Origin of the sequence: Pseudomonas boreofloridensis (assembly GCF_030580795.1) — a bacterium.
GTDB lineage: Bacteria > Pseudomonadota > Gammaproteobacteria > Pseudomonadales > Pseudomonadaceae > Aquipseudomonas > Aquipseudomonas boreofloridensis.
Genome location: NZ_JAUQOQ010000002.1, coordinates 306,531 through 326,568 on the forward strand (window position 1 = coordinate 306,531; position 20,038 = coordinate 326,568).

Consider the following 20,038-nt stretch of genomic DNA (forward strand, 5'->3'; position numbering starts at 1 on the left):
TGGGAACACACGCAACAATGGCTAAGGTATTCGCAATCGCGAACCAGAAGGGTGGGGTCGGCAAGACCACCACCTGCATCAATCTCGCCGCATCGCTGGCCGCGACCAAGCGCCGCGTGCTGCTGATCGACCTCGATCCACAGGGCAACGCCACGATGGGCAGCGGTGTGGATAAGCACGAGCTCGAGCACTCGGTGTACGACCTGCTGATCGGGGAATGCGACCTGGCCCAGGCCATGCAGTACTCCGAGCACGGCGGTTTCCAACTGCTGCCGGCCAACCGCGACCTGACTGCCGCCGAGGTGGTGCTGCTGGAAATGCAGATGAAGGAGAGCCGTCTGCGCAACGCGCTGGCGCCGATCCGCGACAACTACGACTTCATTCTCATCGACTGCCCGCCGTCGCTGTCGATGCTCACGCTCAACGCGTTGGTCGCGTCCGATGGCGTGATCATTCCCATGCAGTGCGAGTACTACGCACTGGAAGGGCTGAGCGACCTTGTGGATAACATCAAGCGCATCGCTGCCCGGTTGAACCCGGAGTTGAAGATTGAGGGCCTGCTGCGCACCATGTACGACCCGCGCCTGAGCCTGAACAACGATGTCTCGGCGCAGCTCAAGGAACACTTCGGCGATCAGCTCTACGACACGGTGATCCCGCGCAACATCCGCCTGGCCGAGGCGCCGAGCTTCGGCATGCCGGCGCTGGCCTACGACAAGCAGTCACGCGGAGCGCTCGCCTACCTGGCCTTGGCTGGTGAGTTGGTGCGCCGTCAGCGTCGTCAAATCCGCACTGCACAGACAACTTAAGGAATCCGCATGGCCATCAAGAAACGCGGTCTCGGACGTGGGTTGGATGCACTGCTCAGCGGTCCATCCGTCAGCGCGCTCGAAGAGCAGGCGGTCAAGGTCGATCAGAAGGAGCTGCAGCGCCTGCCGGTCGAGCTGATTCAGCGCGGCAAGTATCAGCCGCGCCGCGACATGGACCCTGAAGCGCTGGAAGAGCTGGCGCACTCGATCCGCAACCATGGCGTGATGCAGCCCATCGTGGTGCGCCCGATCGGTGAAGGCCGCTACGAGATCATCGCCGGTGAGCGTCGTTGGCGCGCCACCCAGCAGGCCGGTCTGGACAGCATTCCGGCCATGGTCCGCGAAGTACCGGACGAAGCCGCCATCGCCATGGCGCTGATCGAGAACATCCAGCGCGAAGACCTCAACCCGCTGGAAGAAGCCATGGCGTTGCAGCGTCTGCAGCAGGAGTTCGAGCTGACCCAGCAGCAGGTGGCCGATGCGGTCGGCAAGTCGCGGGTGACCGTCGCCAACCTGCTGCGCCTGATCACCCTGCCCGAAGCGATCAAGACCATGCTCGCCCATGGCGACTTGGAAATGGGGCATGCCCGTGCGCTGCTCGGCCTGGAGGAACATCGTCAGGAGGAGGGGGCGCGACATGTTGTCGCACGCGGCCTTACTGTGCGCCAAACCGAGGCACTAGTTCGTCAGTGGTTGAACGGTAAACCTGAGCCGGTGCAATCGGATAAATCTGATCCGGACATAGCCCGCCTGGAACAGCGCCTGGCCGAGCGCCTGGGCTCTTCGGTGCAGATTCGCCATGGAAACAAGGGCAAAGGCCAGTTGGTCATCCGCTACAACTCGCTCGACGAGCTTCAGGGCGTACTTGCCCACATCCGCTGAAACAATTCCCGTTGTAGCGCGCAGTCGGAAATCACTACCCGATAGTTGAATAGGGGGGCATCCACCCCTATACTCTGCGCGCATTTTGTCGGCACAAATTATGCCAAGTCATCGCTGACGAGGCGGTCGACTTTCGAGGAGCAGTAGCGATGGAAATACGCACGCCAAACCGCCTGCCTTTCCATCGTTGGGCAGTTTTCCCGGTGCTGCTGGCTCAATTTGGGGTGTTATTGCTGGCAACGTTGGTGTTGTGGCAATGGCAGGGCAAGGTCAGCGGTTATTCAGGCCTGTGTGGTGGTTTGATCGGCTGGCTGCCCAACGTGTATTTCGCCTGGAAGGCTTTTCGCTTCAGCGGAGCCCGGGCGGCGCCGGCCATCGTCAAGTCGTTTTACGCAGGCGAGGCAGGCAAATTGATTTTGACGGCAGTGCTGTTCGCACTGACCTTTGCAGGAGTGAAGCCACTGGCGCCGTTAGCAGTATTCGGCGTCTTCCTGCTGACCTTGATGGTCAGCTGGTTCGCGCCACTGCTGATGAATACAAGACTTTCGAGACCTTAGGGCGTTTGAGGCAACCATGGCAGCAGAAACCGCTTCGGGCTATATCCAGCACCACTTGCAGAACCTGACCTACGGTCAACTACCAGACGGCAGCTGGGGCTTCGCCCATTCGGCTGCAGAAGCCAAGGCAATGGGCTTCTGGGCGTTCCACCTGGATACGCTGGGTTGGTCCGTCGCGCTGGGTCTGATCTTCCTGTTCATCTTCCGCATGGCGGCCAAGAAGGCCACTTCCGGTCAGCCGGGCGCCCTGCAGAACTTCGTCGAAGTGCTGGTCGACTTCGTTCACGGCAGCGTGAAGGACTCGTTCCACGGTCGCAGCGCGGTCATCGCACCGCTGGCGCTGACCATCTTCGTCTGGGTCTTCCTGATGAACGCCATCGACCTGGTTCCGGTCGACTGGATTCCGCAGCTGGCTATCCTGATTTCCGGTGATCCGCACATTCCGTTCCGTGCCGTGTCCACCACCGACCCGAATGCCACGCTGGCCATGGCCTTCAGCGTGTTCGCCTTGATCATCTTCTACAGCATCAAGATCAAAGGCTTCGGCGGCTTCATCGGCGAGCTCACCCTGCACCCGTTCGGCAGCAAGAACATCTTCGTGCAGATCCTGCTGATCCCGGTGAACTTCCTGCTGGAATTCGTCACCCTGATCGCCAAGCCGATCTCCCTGGCACTGCGTCTGTTCGGCAACATGTACGCCGGCGAGCTGGTGTTCATCCTCATCGCCGTAATGTTCGGCGCCGGCATCCTCTGGCTCAGCGGCCTGGGTGTGGTACTGCAGTGGGCGTGGGCGGTGTTCCACATCCTGATCATCACGCTGCAAGCTTTCATCTTCATGATGCTCACCATCGTCTATCTGTCGATGGCTCACGAAGATAACCATTAAGACCGCCTGGCGTGTCTGATAGCCTTGTCCGCCGGTTCGGGGGCAGGGCTGAAAAAGTCCGCAAGGGCCGTTGCTTCAACGATTTGTTTTACCGCTTCAAACTAAAAACCTAACCAATACGACGTAAAAGTCGGGAGGAAAGATGGAAACTGTAGTTGGTCTGACCGCTATCGCTGTTGCTCTGCTGATCGGCCTGGGTGCTCTGGGTACCGCCATTGGTTTCGGCCTGCTGGGCGGCAAGTTCCTGGAAGGCGCTGCTCGTCAGCCTGAGATGGTTCCGATGCTGCAGGTCAAGATGTTCATCGTTGCCGGTCTGCTCGACGCCGTCACCATGATCGGTGTTGGTATCGCTCTGTTCTTCACCTTCGCGAACCCCTTCGTTGGTCAGATCGCCGGCTAATCACTCGTTCCTACGAGTTGATTGGTGTGATGGACAAAGACCGAGCGAGGTGTTGGCGTGAACATTAATGCAACCCTGATTGGCCAATCCGTTGCTTTTCTGATTTTTGTGCTGTTCTGCATGAAGTACGTATGGCCTCCGGTCATCACTGCTCTGCACGAGCGCCAGAAGAAGATTGCAGACGGCTTGGACGCTGCCAACCGCGCAGCTCGCGACCTGGAGCTGGCCCAAGAGAAAGCGGGTCAGCAACTGCGTGAAGCGAAAGCACAGGCAGCCGAAATCATTGAGCAAAGCAAGAAACGCGCTGCTCAGCTTGTCGAGGAAGCCCGTGATCAGGCCCGCGTCGAAGCTGACCGTGTGAAGGCTCAGGCTCAGGCCGAGATCGAACAGGAACTGAACAGCGTCAAAGACGCCCTGCGTGCCCAAGTGGGTGCCCTGGCCGTTGGCGGTGCTGAAAAGATCCTTGGCGCCACAATCGATCAAAACGCGCATGCGGAGCTGGTTAACAAACTGGCCGCTGAAATTTAAGCGAGGGCGATCATGGCAGAACTGACCACGTTGGCCCGACCTTACGCTAAGGCTGCCTTCGAGCATGCCCAGGCCCATCAGCAACTGGCCAATTGGTCAGCCATGCTCGGCCTGGCTGCTGCGGTGTCGCAAGACGACACCATGCAGCGCCTGCTCAAGGCCCCGCAACTGACTAGCGCAGACAAGGCCGCCGCATTCATTGAAGTGTGCGGTGACAAGTTCGATGCACAGGCACAGAATTTCATTCATGTTGCCGCGGAAAACGACCGTCTCCTGCTTCTGCCGGAGATTGCCGCCCTGTTCGACCTGTACAAGGCCGAGCAGGAGAAATCCGTGGACGTGGAAGTCACCAGTGCTTTTGCGTTGAACCAAGAACAGCAAGACAAACTCGCCAAGGTTCTCAGTGCACGGCTCAGCCGGGAAGTGCGCCTGCACGCGTCGGAGGATGCCAGCCTGATCGGCGGTGTCGTCATCCGCGCCGGCGACCTGGTAATCGATGGCTCTGTTCGCGGCAAAATCGCGAAACTGGCCGAAGCATTGAAATCTTGAGTTTGAAGGGGCAGCAGAGCAATGCAGCAACTCAATCCTTCCGAAATTAGTGAAATCATCAAGGGTCGCATCGAGAAACTCGATGTCGGCTCCCAAGCCCGCAACGAAGGTACCGTCGTCAGCGTTTCCGACGGTATCGTTCGCATTCACGGTCTGGCCGACGTCATGTACGGCGAAATGATCGAGTTCCCGGGCGGCGTCTACGGTATGGCACTGAACCTGGAGCAAGACTCCGTGGGTGCGGTGGTACTGGGCGCTTACACCTCCCTCGCCGAAGGCATGTCCGCCAAGTGCACCGGCCGCATCCTGGAAGTTCCTGTTGGTAAGGAACTGCTGGGTCGCGTGGTCGATGCCCTGGGTAACCCGATCGACGGCAAAGGTCCGCTGAACAACACCGAGACCGACGCGGTCGAGAAAGTGGCTCCAGGCGTGATCTGGCGTAAGTCGGTCGACCAGCCTGTGCAGACTGGCTACAAGTCGGTCGACGCCATGATCCCGGTTGGCCGTGGCCAGCGCGAGCTGATCATCGGTGACCGTCAGATCGGTAAGACCGCCATGGCGGTCGACGCGATCATCAACCAGAAAGACAGCGGCATCTTCTGCGTCTACGTGGCCGTCGGCCAGAAGCAGTCGACCATCGCCAACGTCGTGCGCAAGCTGGAAGAAGCCGGCGCCCTGGCCAACACCATCGTGGTTGCCGCCAGCGCCTCGGAATCCGCCGCACTGCAGTTCCTGGCACCTTACGCCGGCTGCACCATGGGCGAGTTCTTCCGTGACCGCGGCGAAGACGCTCTGATCGTCTACGATGACCTGTCCAAGCAGGCCGTTGCCTACCGTCAGATCTCCCTGCTGCTGCGCCGTCCGCCAGGACGTGAAGCGTACCCAGGCGACGTGTTCTATCTCCACTCCCGTCTGCTGGAGCGTGCTTCGCGCGTTTCAGAAGAGTACGTCGAGAAGTTCACCAATGGCGCAGTCACCGGCAAGACCGGCTCGCTGACCGCCCTGCCGATCATCGAAACCCAGGCTGGCGACGTTTCCGCGTTCGTTCCGACCAACGTGATTTCCATCACCGACGGTCAGATCTTCCTGGAATCGGCCATGTTCAACTCGGGCATCCGCCCTGCAGTGAACGCCGGTGTTTCGGTATCGCGCGTCGGTGGTGCCGCTCAGACCAAGATCATCAAGAAGCTGTCCGGCGGTATCCGTACCGCGCTGGCTCAGTACCGTGAACTGGCGGCCTTCGCCCAGTTCGCGTCCGATCTGGACGAAGCGACCCGCAAGCAGCTGGAACACGGTCAGCGCGTCACCGAGCTGATGAAGCAGAAGCAGTATGCGCCGATGTCGATCGCCGACATGGCTCTGTCGCTGTATGCCGCCGAGCGTGGTTTCCTGACCGACGTAGAAGTCTCCAAGGTCGGCAGCTTCGAGCAAGCGCTGATCGCCTACTTCCACCGCGATCACGCCGAGCTGTTGGCCAAGATCAACGTGAAAGGTGACTTCAACGACGAAATCGACGCTGGCATGAAAGCCGGTATCGAGAAGTTCAAGGCCACCCAGACCTGGTAAGCCGCAGCGGGGGCTTCTGGCCCCCGCTTGCTAACCTGATAGGTGATACATGGCAGGCGCAAAAGAGATTCGCAGTAAGATTGCGAGCATCAAAAGCACGCAAAAAATTACCAGCGCCATGGAGAAAGTGGCGGTCAGCAAAATGCGCAAGGCACAACTGCGCATGGCTGCTAGCCGTCCTTACGCGGAGCGTATCCGCCAGGTGATCGGTCATCTGGCCAACGCCAACCCGGAATACCGTCACCCGTTCATGATCGAGCGCCCTGTAAAGCGCGTCGGTTATATCGTGGTGAGCAGTGACCGTGGTCTGTGCGGTGGCTTGAACACCAACCTGTTCAAGGCCCTGGTCAAGGACATGAACGAAAACCGCGAACAGGGCGTGGAAATCGACCTGTGCGTGATCGGCAGCAAAGGTGCGACTTTCTTCCGCATCTTTGGCGGCAACGTGGTAGCCGCGATCAGCCACTTGGGCGAAGAGCCATCGATCAACGATCTGATCGGCTCCGTCAAAGTGATGCTGGACGCCTACCTCGACGGCCGTATCGATCGCCTCTCGGTGGTTTCGAACAAGTTCATCAACACCATGACCCAAAAACCGACGGTCGAGCAGTTGGTACCGTTGGTGGCAACCCCGGATCAGGAACTCAAGCACCACTGGGACTACCTGTACGAACCCGACGCAAAAGAGCTGCTGGACGGCTTGATGGTGCGTTACGTGGAGTCGCAGGTGTACCAGGCGGTGGTCGAGAACAACGCTGCTGAACAAGCGGCCCGGATGATCGCCATGAAGAACGCCACAGACAACGCCGGTGACCTGATCAGCGAACTCCAGCTGATCTACAACAAGGCGCGTCAGGCTGCGATCACCCAGGAGATCTCGGAAATCGTCGGCGGCGCTGCCGCGGTTTAACGGTTCACATATTCAGAGGATCCAGCTATGAGTAGCGGACGTATCGTTCAAATCATCGGCGCCGTCATCGACGTGGAATTCCCACGTGACGTCGTGCCGAGTGTTTACAACGCGCTGAAAGTTCAAGGCGCGCAAACCACCCTGGAAGTCCAGCAGCAGTTGGGCGACGGCGTGGTTCGTACCATCGCGATGGGCTCGACCGAAGGTCTGAAGCGCGGTCTGGACGTCGTCGATACCGGCGCGGCCATTTCCGTTCCGGTGGGTAAGGCCACGCTGGGCCGTATCATGGACGTCCTCGGCAACCCGATCGACGAAGCCGGTCCGATCGGCGAAGAAGAGCGTCGCGGTATCCACCAGCCAGCGCCTTCGTTCGCTGACCAGGCAGGCGGCAACGACCTGCTGGAAACCGGCATCAAGGTTATCGACCTGGTTTGCCCGTTCGCCAAGGGTGGTAAGGTCGGTCTGTTCGGTGGTGCCGGTGTCGGCAAGACCGTCAACATGATGGAATTGATCCGTAACATCGCCATCGAGCACAGCGGTTATTCCGTGTTCGCCGGTGTGGGCGAGCGTACTCGTGAGGGTAACGACTTCTACCACGAGATGAAGGACTCCAACGTTCTCGACAAAGTAGCGCTGGTCTACGGTCAGATGAACGAGCCACCAGGAAACCGTCTGCGCGTCGCGCTGACCGGCCTGACCATGGCCGAGAAGTTCCGTGACGAAGGTAACGACGTTCTGCTGTTCGTCGACAACATCTATCGTTACACCCTGGCCGGTACCGAAGTATCCGCACTGCTGGGCCGTATGCCTTCCGCAGTAGGCTACCAGCCGACCCTGGCCGAAGAAATGGGCGTTCTGCAAGAGCGCATCACTTCGACCAAGGAAGGTTCGATCACTTCGATCCAGGCCGTCTACGTGCCTGCGGACGACTTGACCGACCCGTCGCCAGCGACCACCTTCGCCCACTTGGACGCCACCGTCGTTCTGTCCCGTGACATCGCCTCGCTGGGTATCTACCCGGCCGTCGACCCACTGGACTCGACTTCGCGTCAGTTGGACCCGAACGTGATCGGCACCGAGCACTACGAAACTGCCCGTCAGGTCCAGTACGTTCTGCAGCGTTACAAAGAGCTGAAGGACATCATCGCGATCCTGGGTATGGACGAACTGTCCGAGACCGACAAGCAACTGGTTGCTCGCGCTCGTAAGATCCAGCGCTTCCTGTCGCAGCCGTTCTTCGTGGCCGAAGTCTTCACCGGCGCGCCAGGCAAGTACGTTTCGCTCAAGGACACCATCGCTGGCTTCAGCGGTATCCTCAAAGGTGACTACGACCACCTGCCAGAACAAGCGTTCTACATGGTCGGCAGCATCGACGAAGCGATCGAGAAAGCCAAGAAACTGTAATCCCGGCGCCCCGCAAGGGGCGCTAATCAGGTTGAGGCAAGCAGATGGCTATGACAGTCCATTGCGATATCGTCAGCGCGGAAGGGGAGATCTTCTCCGGTCTGGTCGAGATGGTAGTAGCGCACGGTAACTTGGGCGATCTGGGTATCGCGCCAGGCCACGCGCCGCTGATCACCAATCTCAAGCCGGGTCCGATCACGCTGACCAAGCAGGGTGGCACTCAAGAGGTGTACTACATCTCCGGTGGCTTCCTCGAAGTGCAGCCGAACATGGTCAAGGTTCTCGCCGACACCGTGCAACGCGCTGCCGACCTGGACGAAGCTCAGGCTCAGGAAGCCCTCAAGGCTGCCGAGAACGCGCTGAACACCAAAGGTTCGGACTTCGACTACGGCGCTGCCGCCGCACGTCTGGCCGAGGCTGCGGCTCAGCTGCGCACTGTCCAGCAAATGCGCAGAGGCAAGTGATCCGGTCCTGCCGGTGATCTGCGTTGCGATTGAGTTAAAGGGTAGCCTCGGCTACCCTTTTTCTTTTCCCGATTTCCCCCCCTCGGTCACATCCCTGACCGCCCAGGATTGGTAGCCAGTCAATGTCACTCGATATCGTTATTCTCGCCGCAGGCCAAGGCACTCGCATGCGCTCGGCGCTGCCCAAGGTGCTGCACCCGGTCGCTGGCAATTCCATGCTTGGCCACGTTATCCACAGCGCCCGTCAACTGCAGCCCAACGGCATCCATGTGGTCATCGGCCATGGCGCCGAACGCGTGCGCGAATCCCTGGCGGCCGACGACCTGAATTTCGTCATGCAGGACAAGCAACTGGGTACGGGTCATGCGGTCGCCCAGGCGTTGCCGGCAATCACTGCCGACACCGTGCTGGTGCTCTACGGCGACGTGCCGCTGATCGAGGTGCAAACGCTGCAGCGTCTGCTGGCGAAGGTCGACGACCGCCAACTTGGCCTGCTAACCGTGAACCTCGAGGATCCGACCGGCTACGGCCGTATCGTGCGCGACGAGCAGGGCCAGGTGACAGCCATCGTCGAACACAAGGACGCCAGCGATGCGCAGAAGGCGATCAAGGAAGGCAACACCGGCATTCTCGCAATGCCCGCCGCGCGTCTGGCCGACTGGATGGGCCGCTTGTCCAACAACAATGCCCAAGGCGAGTACTACCTCACCGACGTGATCGCCATGGCTGTGTCCGACGGCCTGGTGGTGGCCACCGAGCAGCCGCACGATCCGATGGAAGTGCAGGGCGCCAATGACCGCCGCCAACTGGCTGAACTCGAGCGACACTATCAGTTGCGTGAAGGCCGTCGTCTGATGGCCCTGGGCGTGACCCTGCGTGATCCGGCGCGTTTCGATGTGCGCGGTGAGGTGACGGTTGGGCGCGACGTGCTGATCGATATCAACGTCATTCTCGAAGGTCAGGTGGTCATTGAGGACGATGTTCAGATCGGCCCGAACTGCGTGATCAAGAACAGCACACTGCGCAAGGGTGTGGTGGTCAGGGCCAACAGCCATATCGAAGGCGCGGTGATGGGTGAGGGCAGCGACGCCGGTCCGTTCGCCCGGCTGCGTCCAGGGAGCGTGCTGGAGGCCAAGGCCCATGTGGGTAACTTCGTCGAACTGAAGAACGCTCATCTGGGCGAAGGCGCGAAAGCCGGCCACTTGACGTACCTGGGCGATGCGCAGATCGGTGCCCGCACCAACATCGGTGCCGGAACCATCACCTGCAACTACGACGGCGCCAACAAGTTCATGACCGTGCTGGGCGAGGACGTCTTCATCGGCTCGAACAACTCGTTGGTAGCGCCTGTGGAAATCAAGGATGGCGCCACCACTGCGGCTGGCTCGACCATCAATCAGGCGGTCGAACCTGGTCAGCTGGCGGTCGCCCGCGCACGTCAGCGCAACATCGACGGCTGGAAGAGGCCGGTGAAGATCAAGAAAGACTGAGTTATCAACAGCTGGGTTATCCACAAGCCGACTTATGTGAATAAGTCGGCTTTTGTTTGCGCGGGTTTCTGGATGAAAGCGGTTGATGGGAAGCTTGACGAACTGCCGATCTTAGGTTTTGATTGCACCCATTATCTTTCGAATCGAAACTTAAAAGCAGATGTCGAAACGAAACACCCCCCAGCGCCGCCATAACATCCTCGCCTTGCTCGCAGAACAGGGCGAGGTGAGCGTCGACGCCTTGGCCAAGCATTTCGAAACGTCTGAAGTGACCATTCGCAAGGACCTCGCAGCGCTCGAAACCAACGGGCTGCTGCTACGCCGCTACGGCGGCGCCGTGCCGGTGCCGCAAGAAATGTTCGGCGGGGTCGCCCAGCCCATTTCCAGCTACAAGAAAGCCATCGCCCGCGCTGCCGTAGCCGGTATTCGCGAGCATGCGCGCATCATCATCGACAGTGGCAGCACCACGGCCGCGATGATCCCTGAACTGGGCCGCCAGCCCGGCCTGGTGGTGATGACCAATTCGCTCAACGTGGCCCGTGCCATCAGCGAACTGGAGCATGAGCCCGTGTTGCTGATGACCGGCGGCACCTGGGATCCGCATTCGGAGTCGTTCCAGGGCCAGGTCGCTGAGCAAGTGCTGCGTTCCTACGATTTCGATCAGCTGTTCATCGGTGCCGATGGCATCGACCTGAACCGCGGCACCACCACCTTCAACGAGCTGCTTGGCCTGAGCCGGGTGATGGCCGAGGTGGCCCGTGAAGTGATCGTGATGGTCGAGTCGGACAAGGTCGGGCGCAAGATTCCCAACCTTGAGCTGCCTTGGGGCAGCGTTACCACCCTTATTACAGACGATCGCCTGCCGAGTTCGGCACGCGACCAGATTCAAGCCCGCGGCATCAACCTGATCTGCGCCGCGATCAGCCAGGAGCAATGACCATGTGTGGAATCGTCGGTGCAGTCGCCGAGCGCAACATCACCTCCATCCTCATCGAAGGCCTCAAGCGTCTCGAGTACCGCGGCTATGACAGCGCCGGGCTGGCGGTAATCACCGCCGAAGGCCAGTTGGACCGCCGCCGCCGCATCGGCAAAGTGGCCGAGCTGGAAGCCGCCGTGACCGCCGAGCCACTCAACGGTCACCTGGGCATCGCGCATACTCGCTGGGCCACCCACGGCGCGCCGACCGAGCACAATGCCCACCCGCACTTCTCCGGTCAGGAAGTGGCCGTTGTTCACAACGGCATCATCGAGAACCACGAAGAGCTGCGTGAAGAGCTCAAGGGTCTGGGCTACGTGTTCGCGTCGCAGACTGACACCGAAGTGATCGTCCACCTGATCCACCATACCCTCAAGCAGATCCCCGATCTCACCGAGGCGTTCAAGACCGTGGTCAAGCGCTTGCATGGCGCCTATGGCCTGTCGGTGATCAGTGCCAAACAGCCGGACCGTCTGGTCGCCGCGCGCAGCGGCAGCCCGCTGGTGATTGGCCTGGGCCACGGCGAGAACTTCCTCGCGTCCGACCAACTGGCCCTGCGCCAAGTCACTGACCGTTTCATGTACCTGGAAGAAGGCGACATCGCCGAGATCCGCCGCGATCACGTGAGCATCTGGGACCAATCCGGTGCTGCGGTGCAGCGCGAGACCGTGCAGTACCACGAAGGCGCCGAGGCGGCGGACAAAGGCCACTACCGCCACTTCATGCTCAAGGAAATCCATGAGCAGCCGTCGGTGGTTCAGCGCACCCTGGAAGGGCGCCTGGGCAAGGACCATGTCATGGTCCAGGCGTTCGGCCCGCAGGCCGCCGAACTGTTCGTCAAGGTGCGCAACGTGCAGATCGTCGCCTGTGGCACCAGCTACCACGCCGGCATGGTCGCCCGCTACTGGCTGGAAAGCCTGGCCGGCATCCCGTGCCAGGTCGAAGTCGCCAGCGAATTCCGCTACCGCAAGGTGGTCGTCCAGCCGGACACCCTGTTCGTGTCGATCTCTCAGTCCGGCGAAACCGCCGATACCCTGGCGGCGCTGCGCAACGCCAAGGAACTGGGCTTCCTCGGCAGCCTGGCGATCTGCAACGTCGGCATCAGCTCGCTGGTGCGCGAGTCGGATCTGACCCTGCTCACCCTGGCTGGCCCGGAAATTGGCGTCGCCTCCACCAAGGCATTCACCACCCAGCTGGTGTCGTTGATGCTGCTGACCCTGGCCCTGGGCCAAGTGCGCGGCACGCTGGAAGCGGGCGTCGAAGCCGAACTGGTCGAAGAACTGCGTCGCCTGCCGGCGCGCCTGGGCGAAGCCCTGGCCATGGACACTGTGGTCGAGAAGACCGCCGAGCTCTTCGCCGACAAGCACCACACCCTGTTCCTCGGCCGCGGTGCGCAGTACCCGGTGGCGATGGAAGGCGCGCTCAAGCTCAAGGAAATTTCCTATATCCATGCAGAATCGTACCCGGCCGGTGAACTCAAGCACGGCCCGCTGGCGTTGGTCGATGCCGACATGCCAGTGGTCACGGTTGCGCCGAACAATGAGCTGCTGGAAAAGCTGAAGTCGAACCTGCAGGAAGTCCGCGCCCGTGGCGGCGAGCTGGTGGTGTTCGCCGACGAGAACGCCGGTATGAGCAACGGCGAAGGCACCCACGTGATCAAGGTGCCGCACATCATCGACGCCCTGGCACCGATCCTCTACACCATCCCGCTGCAGTTGCTGTCGTACTACGTGGCCGTGTTGAAAGGGACCGATGTCGACCAGCCGCGTAACCTGGCCAAGTCGGTGACGGTGGAGTGAGGGTAGCTGGGTCGGATGTAGGGTGATCTTAAATAAATAAGTCAGTCTCGCTTGAAGCCTTTAGGGAAGGTCCGAACACGTAGCCCATCAGCCGGAAATGCGCGGCTTGGGGATGCTGAAAGAGCCGTTTTTCAGCAGCAGATTATTGGAAAACCAAGGCATAGCCTCGGTTTTCTGCCCTCACGAGCGCATCTCTCCCGCAGCCGGCAATAATTGCCGGCGCACCCTTCACAGATTCGACAGGGTAAACAGCGTGGTCAGTTGTGCCGTGTTCTTGGCCAAGCCACGGAAGCGGGTTTTCACATAGCCAACTTGGCGCTTGATCACACGAAATGGATGTTCGACTTTCGCTCGCGTCTGCGCTTTGACCTTCTCGATCTTGCGTCTGGCTTTGTAGAGCACGCTGCATTTGCTCAAGTACTTGTAGGTACTGCGGCGGGATCACTCTGGATCAAAGAGTGCCGGGGTGGGGATTTGCCAGGCGGGCTTCTTTTCACCTTGACTGTCGAAAGCGCGACGCGCCTCGCGGAATTCGTCGGCGTTTTCGACCACCCACATCCAAACGGGGGACATCCGAACCAACAGCTCCATACCCAGCGGCGTCAGCTCGTATTCGACGCGCGGCGGAATGTCCTCAAACTCCCGTCGAAGCAGTAATCCATCCCGCTCCATGGCGCGTAGCGTCTTGGTGAGCATTCGCTGGGTCACCCCAGTCATCTGTCTTTTTATCTCGGCGTGGCGCATCGTGCCGTACACGCCCAAGGCATGCAGGATGCCCAATGACCATCGGCTACCTGCGTGAGCGAGGACTTCCCGTCTGACGCCATCATCGTCTTCTCGGAGCGTTTGGCAGATGGCTTCTGCCTGGCTCAGAGCGTCCTGATTGGTCATTCATTCCTCCTAGGTATCACGCGTGTGCCTTCTTACGAGTACTGCCTGATCATGCCAGCATTTGCTCATGTTATAGGCATCACGCCTCAGGAGGAATCATGACCGAAGCAACCCCACTTGCCCCTCAATCCATTCTTGTTCTCGGCGCCGGGGAACTTGGTCTCCCGGTTTTGCGCAATCTCGTGCGAGTGGCAAAACGCGCGCCCGGTTCCCAAATCAGCGTTCTTCTCCGAGAGTCGACCATCAACACCCAGATACCGGAGAAAAAGGCCGAAATCGATGAGCTTCGCGGGCTGGGCATTCAGATGGTCGCAGCGGACCTGGTGAACGACTCAATTGAACAGTTAGCTGAAGTGTTCGCCCGGTTCGATACCGTCATAGGCTGTGCCGGCATGGTCGCGGGTCGAGAAACCCCCATGAAACTGGCAACCGCAGCGCTAAGGTCGGGGGTGAAGCGTTACTTCCCGTGGCAGTTTGGCGTGGATTTCGAAGTGATCGGTCGGGGCAGCCCCCAAGATCTTTTCGATTCTCAACTCGATGTACGCGAGGCGCTTCGTGCGCAAGACAAAACTGAATGGGTCATTATCTCGACGGGCATGTTCACCAGCTTCCTTTTCGAGCCCGTATTTGAGGTCGTCGACTTCGACAATGACACCGTTAACGCTCTCGGCAGTCTCGAGAACAGCGTGACGCTCACTACACCAGACGACATCGGCGCTCTCACGGCGGAAATCGTCTTCTTCGAACCTCGCTTGCGCAACGAGATTGTCTATCTCTCAGGCGACACGGTGTCGTATGGACAAGTCGCGAACATCCTCGAACATGCGCTGGGTCGTCCGTTCAAAACTAACGTGTGGACTGTTCCGTTCCTGATGGATGAGCTGAGAAAAGACCCTACCCATCACATCAAAAAGTACCGCGCTGTGTTCGCACAGGGCAGAGGTGTAGCATGGCCTAAATCGGGAACCTTCAACGAACAGCAGTCGATTCCAGTAACCACCGCTGAGCAATGGGCTCGGGCGACCCTTGCGGGCAAGTGAGCGCGACGACAGGTAGCTGACTTGCCGAGAAACGCCTAGGCTCGACAGCGGACGCCGATAACTAGGTTGAGCATGTAGAGGGCGACAAGCTGTCTAGACTTCAGCGTAGCGGCTCAGTGTCTTGAGCCGCACGGTGAGGGGGCGAACCGCTCTCTTCATCAGATCATCGCGCCCGTGATAAGTACCTACGTACGGCCCTGACCCTTCAATGGTCCAGACGACATCGGGTGCCACAACCTCGTTGAAGAAGTCAGAGCCACCCGCTGCCCACCGATCGAATGCGGCAGCGACAACGGCTTTGTTGTCGGCGACCACTGCAGGCTGGCTTGGCTCGACAATCGCCGAGGCAGACGTTGCACAGCAGGCCAGCGACGCGCAGAGAACGAGGCTGAAAATGTGATGGGCTGAACGCAGGCTGGTCACGATATGTTCTCCCTTGGCGTTTCTTGTCCCACGCGTTTCTGCACCGTGGCGCCGCCGAATATCAATTGCTGGACCATTGGTCTGGCAACAAACCGACCCGGAAAGATAGGTTCAGGCGCGCTTGCTCGGTCCAGGCGTTCGAGATGCGATTGGTCCAACTCGATGCTGAGTGCTTTCAGGTTGTCTTCGGCTTGGGCCAATGTCCGCGCCCCGATGATGGGCGCCACCACCACCGGGTTGCGCAAAGCCCACGCCAGCGCGACCTGCGAGGCTGTGGCACCTATTTCCCGGGCGATATCGACCACCACGCTGGCGATGAGCAGCGAGCGCTCGTTCATGTGTCCCGTGGCACTGATCACGCCCTTGCGGTCTGTCGCTACGCCGGCCTCTTGGTTATCGCTCAGGTCTTCACGTCCATACTTACCGGTCAGAATACCGCCGCCCAGCGGTGACCACGGCATCACGCCGAGGCCCATTTCCCGCGCCATGGGCAGTAACTCGTGTTCCACGGTGCGCTCCACCAGGCTGTATTCGACTTGTAGCGCGACCAAGGGCGACCAGCCGCGCAGCTCTGAGAGCGCTTGCAACTGCACGACCTTCCACGCAGGCGTATTGCAGATGCCCAGATACAGCACCTTGCCGCTGCGAACCAGATCATCCAAGCCGCGCATGACTTCCTCCGCGCTCGTGGTGAAGTCCCAAGCGTGCAGGTACAGCAGGTCAATACGGTCGGTGTCCAGTTGTCGGAGGCTGGTTTCGACCGAACGCATCATGTTGAGGCGATGATTGCCGCCTGAGTTGGGGTCACCGGGATCACGGGCCATCGTGTACTTGGTTGAAACAACCAAGCGCTCGCGGCGACCCTTCATCAACTGGCCAAGCATGCGCTCGGACGCGCCATTGGTGTAGTTGACCGCAGTGTCTATGAAGTTGCCGCCCGCTGCGACGTAGGCGTCGAAAATTTGCCGGGCTCCGGCTTCGTCCGTTCCCCACCCCCAGTCGGAGCCGAAGGTCATCGTCCCCAATGCAAGTGGGGAAACGCGAATGCCGGAGCGGCCAAGCAGGCGGTACTGATCGAGTGCTGCAGAATTAGACATTGGAACTCCTTACCGAACACTGTTGATGGCGGTAGGGAGACTGTGCGTCGAGAGGGCGGCTTGCGCGTACAGGGATCGTCTTGCATTCTTGCATCATCCTCCGAGGTACTGGGAGTTCCACGCCAGAACGTTTGGGACACGCCATGAATCAGCGGCACACCCTGATCGACATCATCCGTCGTCATGCGCCTTCCAATGGTTTCCACTCAACGCCCCTAGCAGGCGTGACATTGGTGCGTTCAGATACGCCCACCGTGCCCATGCCCGTGGTGTATCAGCCAACCCTCTGCTACATCGTTCAAGGACGTAAGCAGGTCTCGATTGGCGCCACGACCTACGTGTACGACGCGGCCAATTACCTTGTCGCCTCAGTCGATATGCCGGTGATGGGCTCGATTATCGAAGCGAGCGAGGCAGAACCCTATCTGTGCCTGGTGCTTGACTTGGACAGGGCGGTGCTCAGCGAGCTAGCCCTGCGCCATCCAACCACTCGCCACGAATCATCGACCTCGACGCCAAGCGGTATCGAACTCAACGGCAGCACCCCGGAGCTTTTGGACGCCGTCAGCAGGCTGGCTCGCTTGCTCGACACGCCCCAAGACGCTGCAGAACTGGCGCCGCTGGTGATACGTGAAGTGCTCTATCGCCTGCTCACCCGACCTGGCAATCAGATGCTGCTGCAGATGGCCACGGCCGACAGTCGTCTTCGTCAGATCGCCAAAGCGATCACCTGGCTTCGTGCCCACTATCAAGAGCCTGTGCGCATCGATGATGTGGCGGGCGTCGCAGGCATGAGCCGCTCCACCTTTCATGTCCACTTCAAGGCGGTAACGTCAATGAGTCCGCTGGAATTCCGCTGCCTGCTCAGGCTGCAGGAGGCCCGGCGCTTGATGGTGGCCGAGGCGCTGGACGCGGCCGGTGCCGGTTACCGGGTCGGCTACGAGAGTCCGTCTCAATTCAGCCGTGACTACGCACGCGTATTTGGCCTTCCGCCTGCCCGAGATGCTGTGCGATTGCGCAGCGCGTCTTTGTAGCATAGCCAGACGCCATACCTGAGTTTCGTGACCAGGCGCCTCAGTTAAAAGCGCGAGCGTTCAGGCTGCGCCGCGCACGTATAACGGGACATGAGTGAAACTAAAGCCCCTCTGAATTCAATTCATTGGCCCCACCTTGAGACCCCCTCTAATATGCTGATCAATTCAGGGCCGTGCGAAGCTGATCGCTGATCGGCCAGTAGTGCTGGATGCACGATGATCTATTAGCGCTTGGGGAGTCGAGCCAAGATGAATAACGAATTTGCATTTTCGATTAATACGCTTCGTTTCGACGAACACTATCAACCGTCGCAGATTACCCGCATCACCACCAACTTCGCCAACTTGGCCAGGGGGGAGAGCCGCCAGGAAAACCTGCGTAATACGTTGAAGATGATCGACAATCGTTTCAATGCGCTGGCTCATTGGGACAATCCGAAAGGCGATCGTTACACCGTCGAGCTCGAGATCGTTTCCGTTGAAATGGCGGTCGATGACGCGCAGGCTGCGGCGGCATTGCCTTTGATCGAGCTGTTGAAGACCACCGTGGTGGATCGAAAAACCAACGAACGCCACGATGGCATGGTCGGAAACAATTTCTCGTCCTATGTCCGGGACTACGACTTCAGCGTCGTATTGCCAGGGCACAACAATAATCAGCCTCGCTTCACTATTCCGGCAGATTTTGGCGTGCTGCATGGACAATTATTCAAAGCCTTCGTCAGTTCGCCTATTTATAAAGAGCACTTCAAGAAGGCGCCCGTCATCTGCCTGAGTGTGTCCAGCAGCCGAACGTACCAACGCACGGAAAATCATCATCCTGTACTGGGTGTCGAGTACCTTCAAGATGAGTACTCGCTGACCGATGACTATTTCGCCAAGATGGGCCTGAAGGTTCGCTATTTCATGCCGCCCAATAGTGTCGCGCCGTTGGCATTCTATTTTTCCGGTGATCTGCTCGGTGATTACACGGCACTCGAATTGATCAGCACCATCAGCACCATGGACACGTTCCAGAAGATCTACCGGCCTGAAATCTACAACGCCAACTCTGCGGCGGGAAAAGCCTATCAGCCGAGTTTGCAGCACCAGGACTATTCACTGACGCGGATCGTCTACGACCGGGAAGAGCGCAGCCGCTTGGCGGTGGAGCAGGGGCATTTCGTTGAAAAGCACTTCATCAAGCCCTACCGCGCCGTGCTCGAGCGGTGGTCTGCTCGCTACGCACGTTGATCAATCTCAAGGACAAGGTTTTTACCATGAACAAGCTGTTGCCTACTTCGACTGCTGGCAGTCTGCCCAAGCCGTCTTGGCTCGCACAACCCGAGACACTGTGGTCGCCCTGGAAACTGGAGGGCGAGGCGCTGATCGAGGGCAAGCAGGACGCCTTGCGTGTGGCATTGCACGAGCAACAACGCGCCGGCATCGACATCGTCAGCGACGGCGAGCAGACGCGCCAGCACTTCGTCACGACCTTCATCGAGCACCTCAGTGGCGTCGATTTCGAAAAGCGTGAGACGGTGAGGATTCGCGATCGCTATGACGCCAGCGTGCCGACCGTGGTGGGCGCCGTGGCCCGGCAAAAGCCGGTGTTCGTCGAAGACGCCAAGTTCTTGCGTCAGCAAACCCGGCAACCGATCAAATGGGCGCTGCCGGGTCCGATGACGATGATCGACACGCTCTACGACGCGCACTACAAAAGCCGCGAAAAGCTGGCTTGGGAATTCGCCAAGATCCTCAACGAGGAGGCCCGAGAACTCGAAGCGGCCGGTGTGGATATCATTCAGTTCGACGAGCCCGCCTTCAATGTCTTCTTCGACGAAGTGAACGAATGGGGCGTCGCCACGTTGGAGCGTGCCATCGAAGGCCTCAAGTGCGAAACGGCCGTGCACATCTGCTATGGCTACGGCATCAAGGCCAATACTGATTGGAAAAAGACCCTGGGCTCGGAATGGCGGCAGTATGAAGAGGCCTTCCCCAAGCTGCAGAAGTCCAGTATCGATATCGTCTCGCTGGAGTGCCACAACTCACACGTGCCGATGGAGCTGATCGAGCTCATCCGTGGCAAGAAGGTCATGGTCGGTGCCATCGACGTCGCCAATCATGCGATCGAAACGCCCGAAGCGGTGGCCGATACCCTGCGCAAGGCGTTGCAGTTCGTGGATGCTGACAAGCTCTACCCGTGCACCAACTGCGGCATGGCGCCTTTGCCACGGCGCGTGGCCAGCGGCAAGCTGCAGGCGTTGACGGCCGGTGCTGAAATCGTTCGCCAAGAGCTCATGAACGTGCGCTGAGCTCACCTGGAAGGGGCCGCATCACGGCCCCTTTCTCCG

21 protein-coding genes and 1 pseudogene are annotated in these 20,038 nt (G+C 59.7%); 18 read left to right on the top strand and 4 right to left on the bottom strand.

Going from position 1 to position 20,038, the window contains the following annotated elements; genetic code table 11:
* The first annotated feature begins 17 nt into the window (after window positions 1-17).
* From Q6A47_RS03610 to glmS, 14 genes are all read left to right on the top strand, one after another.
* Window positions 18-809, top strand: a complete 792-nt coding sequence (locus tag Q6A47_RS03610) for a ParA family protein (protein ID WP_304483056.1) — start codon at window positions 18-20, stop codon at window positions 807-809.
* 9 nt (window positions 810-818) lie between these two features.
* Window positions 819-1,691, top strand: coding sequence for a ParB/RepB/Spo0J family partition protein (locus tag Q6A47_RS03615; RefSeq protein WP_295485484.1), 873 nt, complete (start codon window positions 819-821; stop codon window positions 1,689-1,691).
* 149 nt (window positions 1,692-1,840) lie between these two features.
* Window positions 1,841-2,248: a F0F1 ATP synthase subunit I gene (locus Q6A47_RS03620; protein ID WP_029612170.1), complete on the top strand. Its 408-nt coding sequence runs from the start codon at window positions 1,841-1,843 to the stop codon at window positions 2,246-2,248.
* A 16-nt stretch (window positions 2,249-2,264) separates the two neighbouring features.
* On the top strand, window positions 2,265-3,134 hold the full coding sequence (gene atpB / locus Q6A47_RS03625) for a F0F1 ATP synthase subunit A (RefSeq protein ID WP_304483060.1): 870 nt from the start codon (window positions 2,265-2,267) through the stop codon (window positions 3,132-3,134).
* A gap of 142 nt (window positions 3,135-3,276) precedes the next feature.
* Window positions 3,277-3,534 carry a F0F1 ATP synthase subunit C gene (gene atpE / locus Q6A47_RS03630; protein ID WP_003097235.1) on the top strand — a complete coding sequence of 86 codons (258 nt, stop codon included), beginning with the start codon at window positions 3,277-3,279 and terminating at the stop codon, window positions 3,532-3,534.
* 57 nt (window positions 3,535-3,591) lie between these two features.
* Window positions 3,592-4,062, top strand: a complete 471-nt coding sequence (locus Q6A47_RS03635) for a F0F1 ATP synthase subunit B (protein WP_029612173.1) — start codon at window positions 3,592-3,594, stop codon at window positions 4,060-4,062.
* Between the two features lie 12 nt (window positions 4,063-4,074).
* Complete coding sequence (locus Q6A47_RS03640) at window positions 4,075-4,611, top strand: F0F1 ATP synthase subunit delta (protein ID WP_029612174.1); 537 nt, start codon at window positions 4,075-4,077, stop codon at window positions 4,609-4,611.
* Between the two features lie 21 nt (window positions 4,612-4,632).
* Complete coding sequence (gene atpA, locus Q6A47_RS03645; protein WP_029612176.1) at window positions 4,633-6,177, top strand: F0F1 ATP synthase subunit alpha; 1,545 nt, start codon at window positions 4,633-4,635, stop codon at window positions 6,175-6,177.
* A 49-nt stretch (window positions 6,178-6,226) separates the two neighbouring features.
* Window positions 6,227-7,087 carry a F0F1 ATP synthase subunit gamma gene (gene atpG, locus Q6A47_RS03650; RefSeq protein WP_029612178.1) on the top strand — a complete coding sequence of 287 codons (861 nt, stop codon included), beginning with the start codon at window positions 6,227-6,229 and terminating at the stop codon, window positions 7,085-7,087.
* A 27-nt stretch (window positions 7,088-7,114) separates the two neighbouring features.
* Window positions 7,115-8,491 carry a F0F1 ATP synthase subunit beta gene (atpD, locus tag Q6A47_RS03655; RefSeq protein ID WP_039582300.1) on the top strand — a complete coding sequence of 459 codons (1,377 nt, stop codon included), beginning with the start codon at window positions 7,115-7,117 and terminating at the stop codon, window positions 8,489-8,491.
* 44 nt (window positions 8,492-8,535) lie between these two features.
* A complete protein-coding gene (locus Q6A47_RS03660; RefSeq protein ID WP_023532701.1) occupies window positions 8,536-8,955 on the top strand; it encodes a F0F1 ATP synthase subunit epsilon in 420 nt (139 codons plus the stop codon).
* Window positions 8,956-9,077: 122 nt separating this feature from the next.
* On the top strand, window positions 9,078-10,445 hold the full coding sequence (glmU, locus tag Q6A47_RS03665) for a bifunctional UDP-N-acetylglucosamine diphosphorylase/glucosamine-1-phosphate N-acetyltransferase GlmU (RefSeq protein ID WP_304483095.1): 1,368 nt from the start codon (window positions 9,078-9,080) through the stop codon (window positions 10,443-10,445).
* Between the two features lie 160 nt (window positions 10,446-10,605).
* Window positions 10,606-11,382, top strand: coding sequence for a DeoR/GlpR family DNA-binding transcription regulator (locus Q6A47_RS03670; protein WP_039582305.1), 777 nt, complete (start codon window positions 10,606-10,608; stop codon window positions 11,380-11,382).
* A 2-nt stretch (window positions 11,383-11,384) separates the two neighbouring features.
* Window positions 11,385-13,220 (top strand): glutamine--fructose-6-phosphate transaminase (isomerizing), encoded by a 1,836-nt coding sequence (glmS, locus tag Q6A47_RS03675; RefSeq protein ID WP_304483096.1) that lies wholly within the window; start codon window positions 11,385-11,387, stop codon window positions 13,218-13,220.
* Window positions 13,221-13,448: 228 nt separating this feature from the next.
* Here glmS and Q6A47_RS03680 read toward each other — a convergent pair.
* Both Q6A47_RS03680 and Q6A47_RS03685 read right to left on the bottom strand, forming a co-directional pair.
* Window positions 13,449-13,661, bottom strand: a pseudogene (locus Q6A47_RS03680) (transposase); the annotation flags it as partial.
* Complete coding sequence (locus Q6A47_RS03685; RefSeq protein ID WP_304483098.1) at window positions 13,662-14,111, bottom strand: winged helix-turn-helix transcriptional regulator; 450 nt, start codon at window positions 14,109-14,111, stop codon at window positions 13,662-13,664.
* A gap of 98 nt (window positions 14,112-14,209) precedes the next feature.
* Here Q6A47_RS03685 and Q6A47_RS03690 point away from each other — a divergent pair, with 98 nt between their 5' ends.
* Window positions 14,210-15,151, top strand: coding sequence for an aromatic alcohol reductase (locus Q6A47_RS03690; RefSeq protein ID WP_304483100.1), 942 nt, complete (start codon window positions 14,210-14,212; stop codon window positions 15,149-15,151).
* 93 nt (window positions 15,152-15,244) lie between these two features.
* On the opposite strand, the gene Q6A47_RS03695 is transcribed toward Q6A47_RS03690, so the two are convergent.
* Together Q6A47_RS03695 and Q6A47_RS03700 are read right to left on the bottom strand one after the other, a co-directional pair.
* Window positions 15,245-15,574, bottom strand: a complete 330-nt coding sequence (locus Q6A47_RS03695; RefSeq protein ID WP_304483101.1) for a nuclear transport factor 2 family protein — start codon at window positions 15,572-15,574, stop codon at window positions 15,245-15,247.
* Entirely contained in the window at window positions 15,571-16,671 is a 1,101-nt protein-coding gene (locus tag Q6A47_RS03700; protein ID WP_304483103.1) for an aldo/keto reductase, read from the bottom strand. Before Q6A47_RS03700 ends, Q6A47_RS03695 begins: the two co-directional genes overlap by 4 nt.
* Before the next feature lie 143 nt (window positions 16,672-16,814).
* Between Q6A47_RS03700 and Q6A47_RS03705 the strand changes: the two genes are divergently transcribed.
* From Q6A47_RS03705 to Q6A47_RS03715, 3 genes are all read left to right on the top strand, one after another.
* Complete coding sequence (locus Q6A47_RS03705; RefSeq protein ID WP_304483105.1) at window positions 16,815-17,705, top strand: AraC family transcriptional regulator; 891 nt, start codon at window positions 16,815-16,817, stop codon at window positions 17,703-17,705.
* 249 nt (window positions 17,706-17,954) lie between these two features.
* Entirely contained in the window at window positions 17,955-18,938 is a 984-nt protein-coding gene (locus tag Q6A47_RS03710) for a DUF1852 domain-containing protein (protein WP_304483106.1), read from the top strand.
* Between the two features lie 26 nt (window positions 18,939-18,964).
* Window positions 18,965-19,999: a methionine synthase gene (locus Q6A47_RS03715; RefSeq protein WP_304483107.1), complete on the top strand. Its 1,035-nt coding sequence runs from the start codon at window positions 18,965-18,967 to the stop codon at window positions 19,997-19,999.
* Window positions 20,000-20,038: the final 39 nt, after the last annotated feature.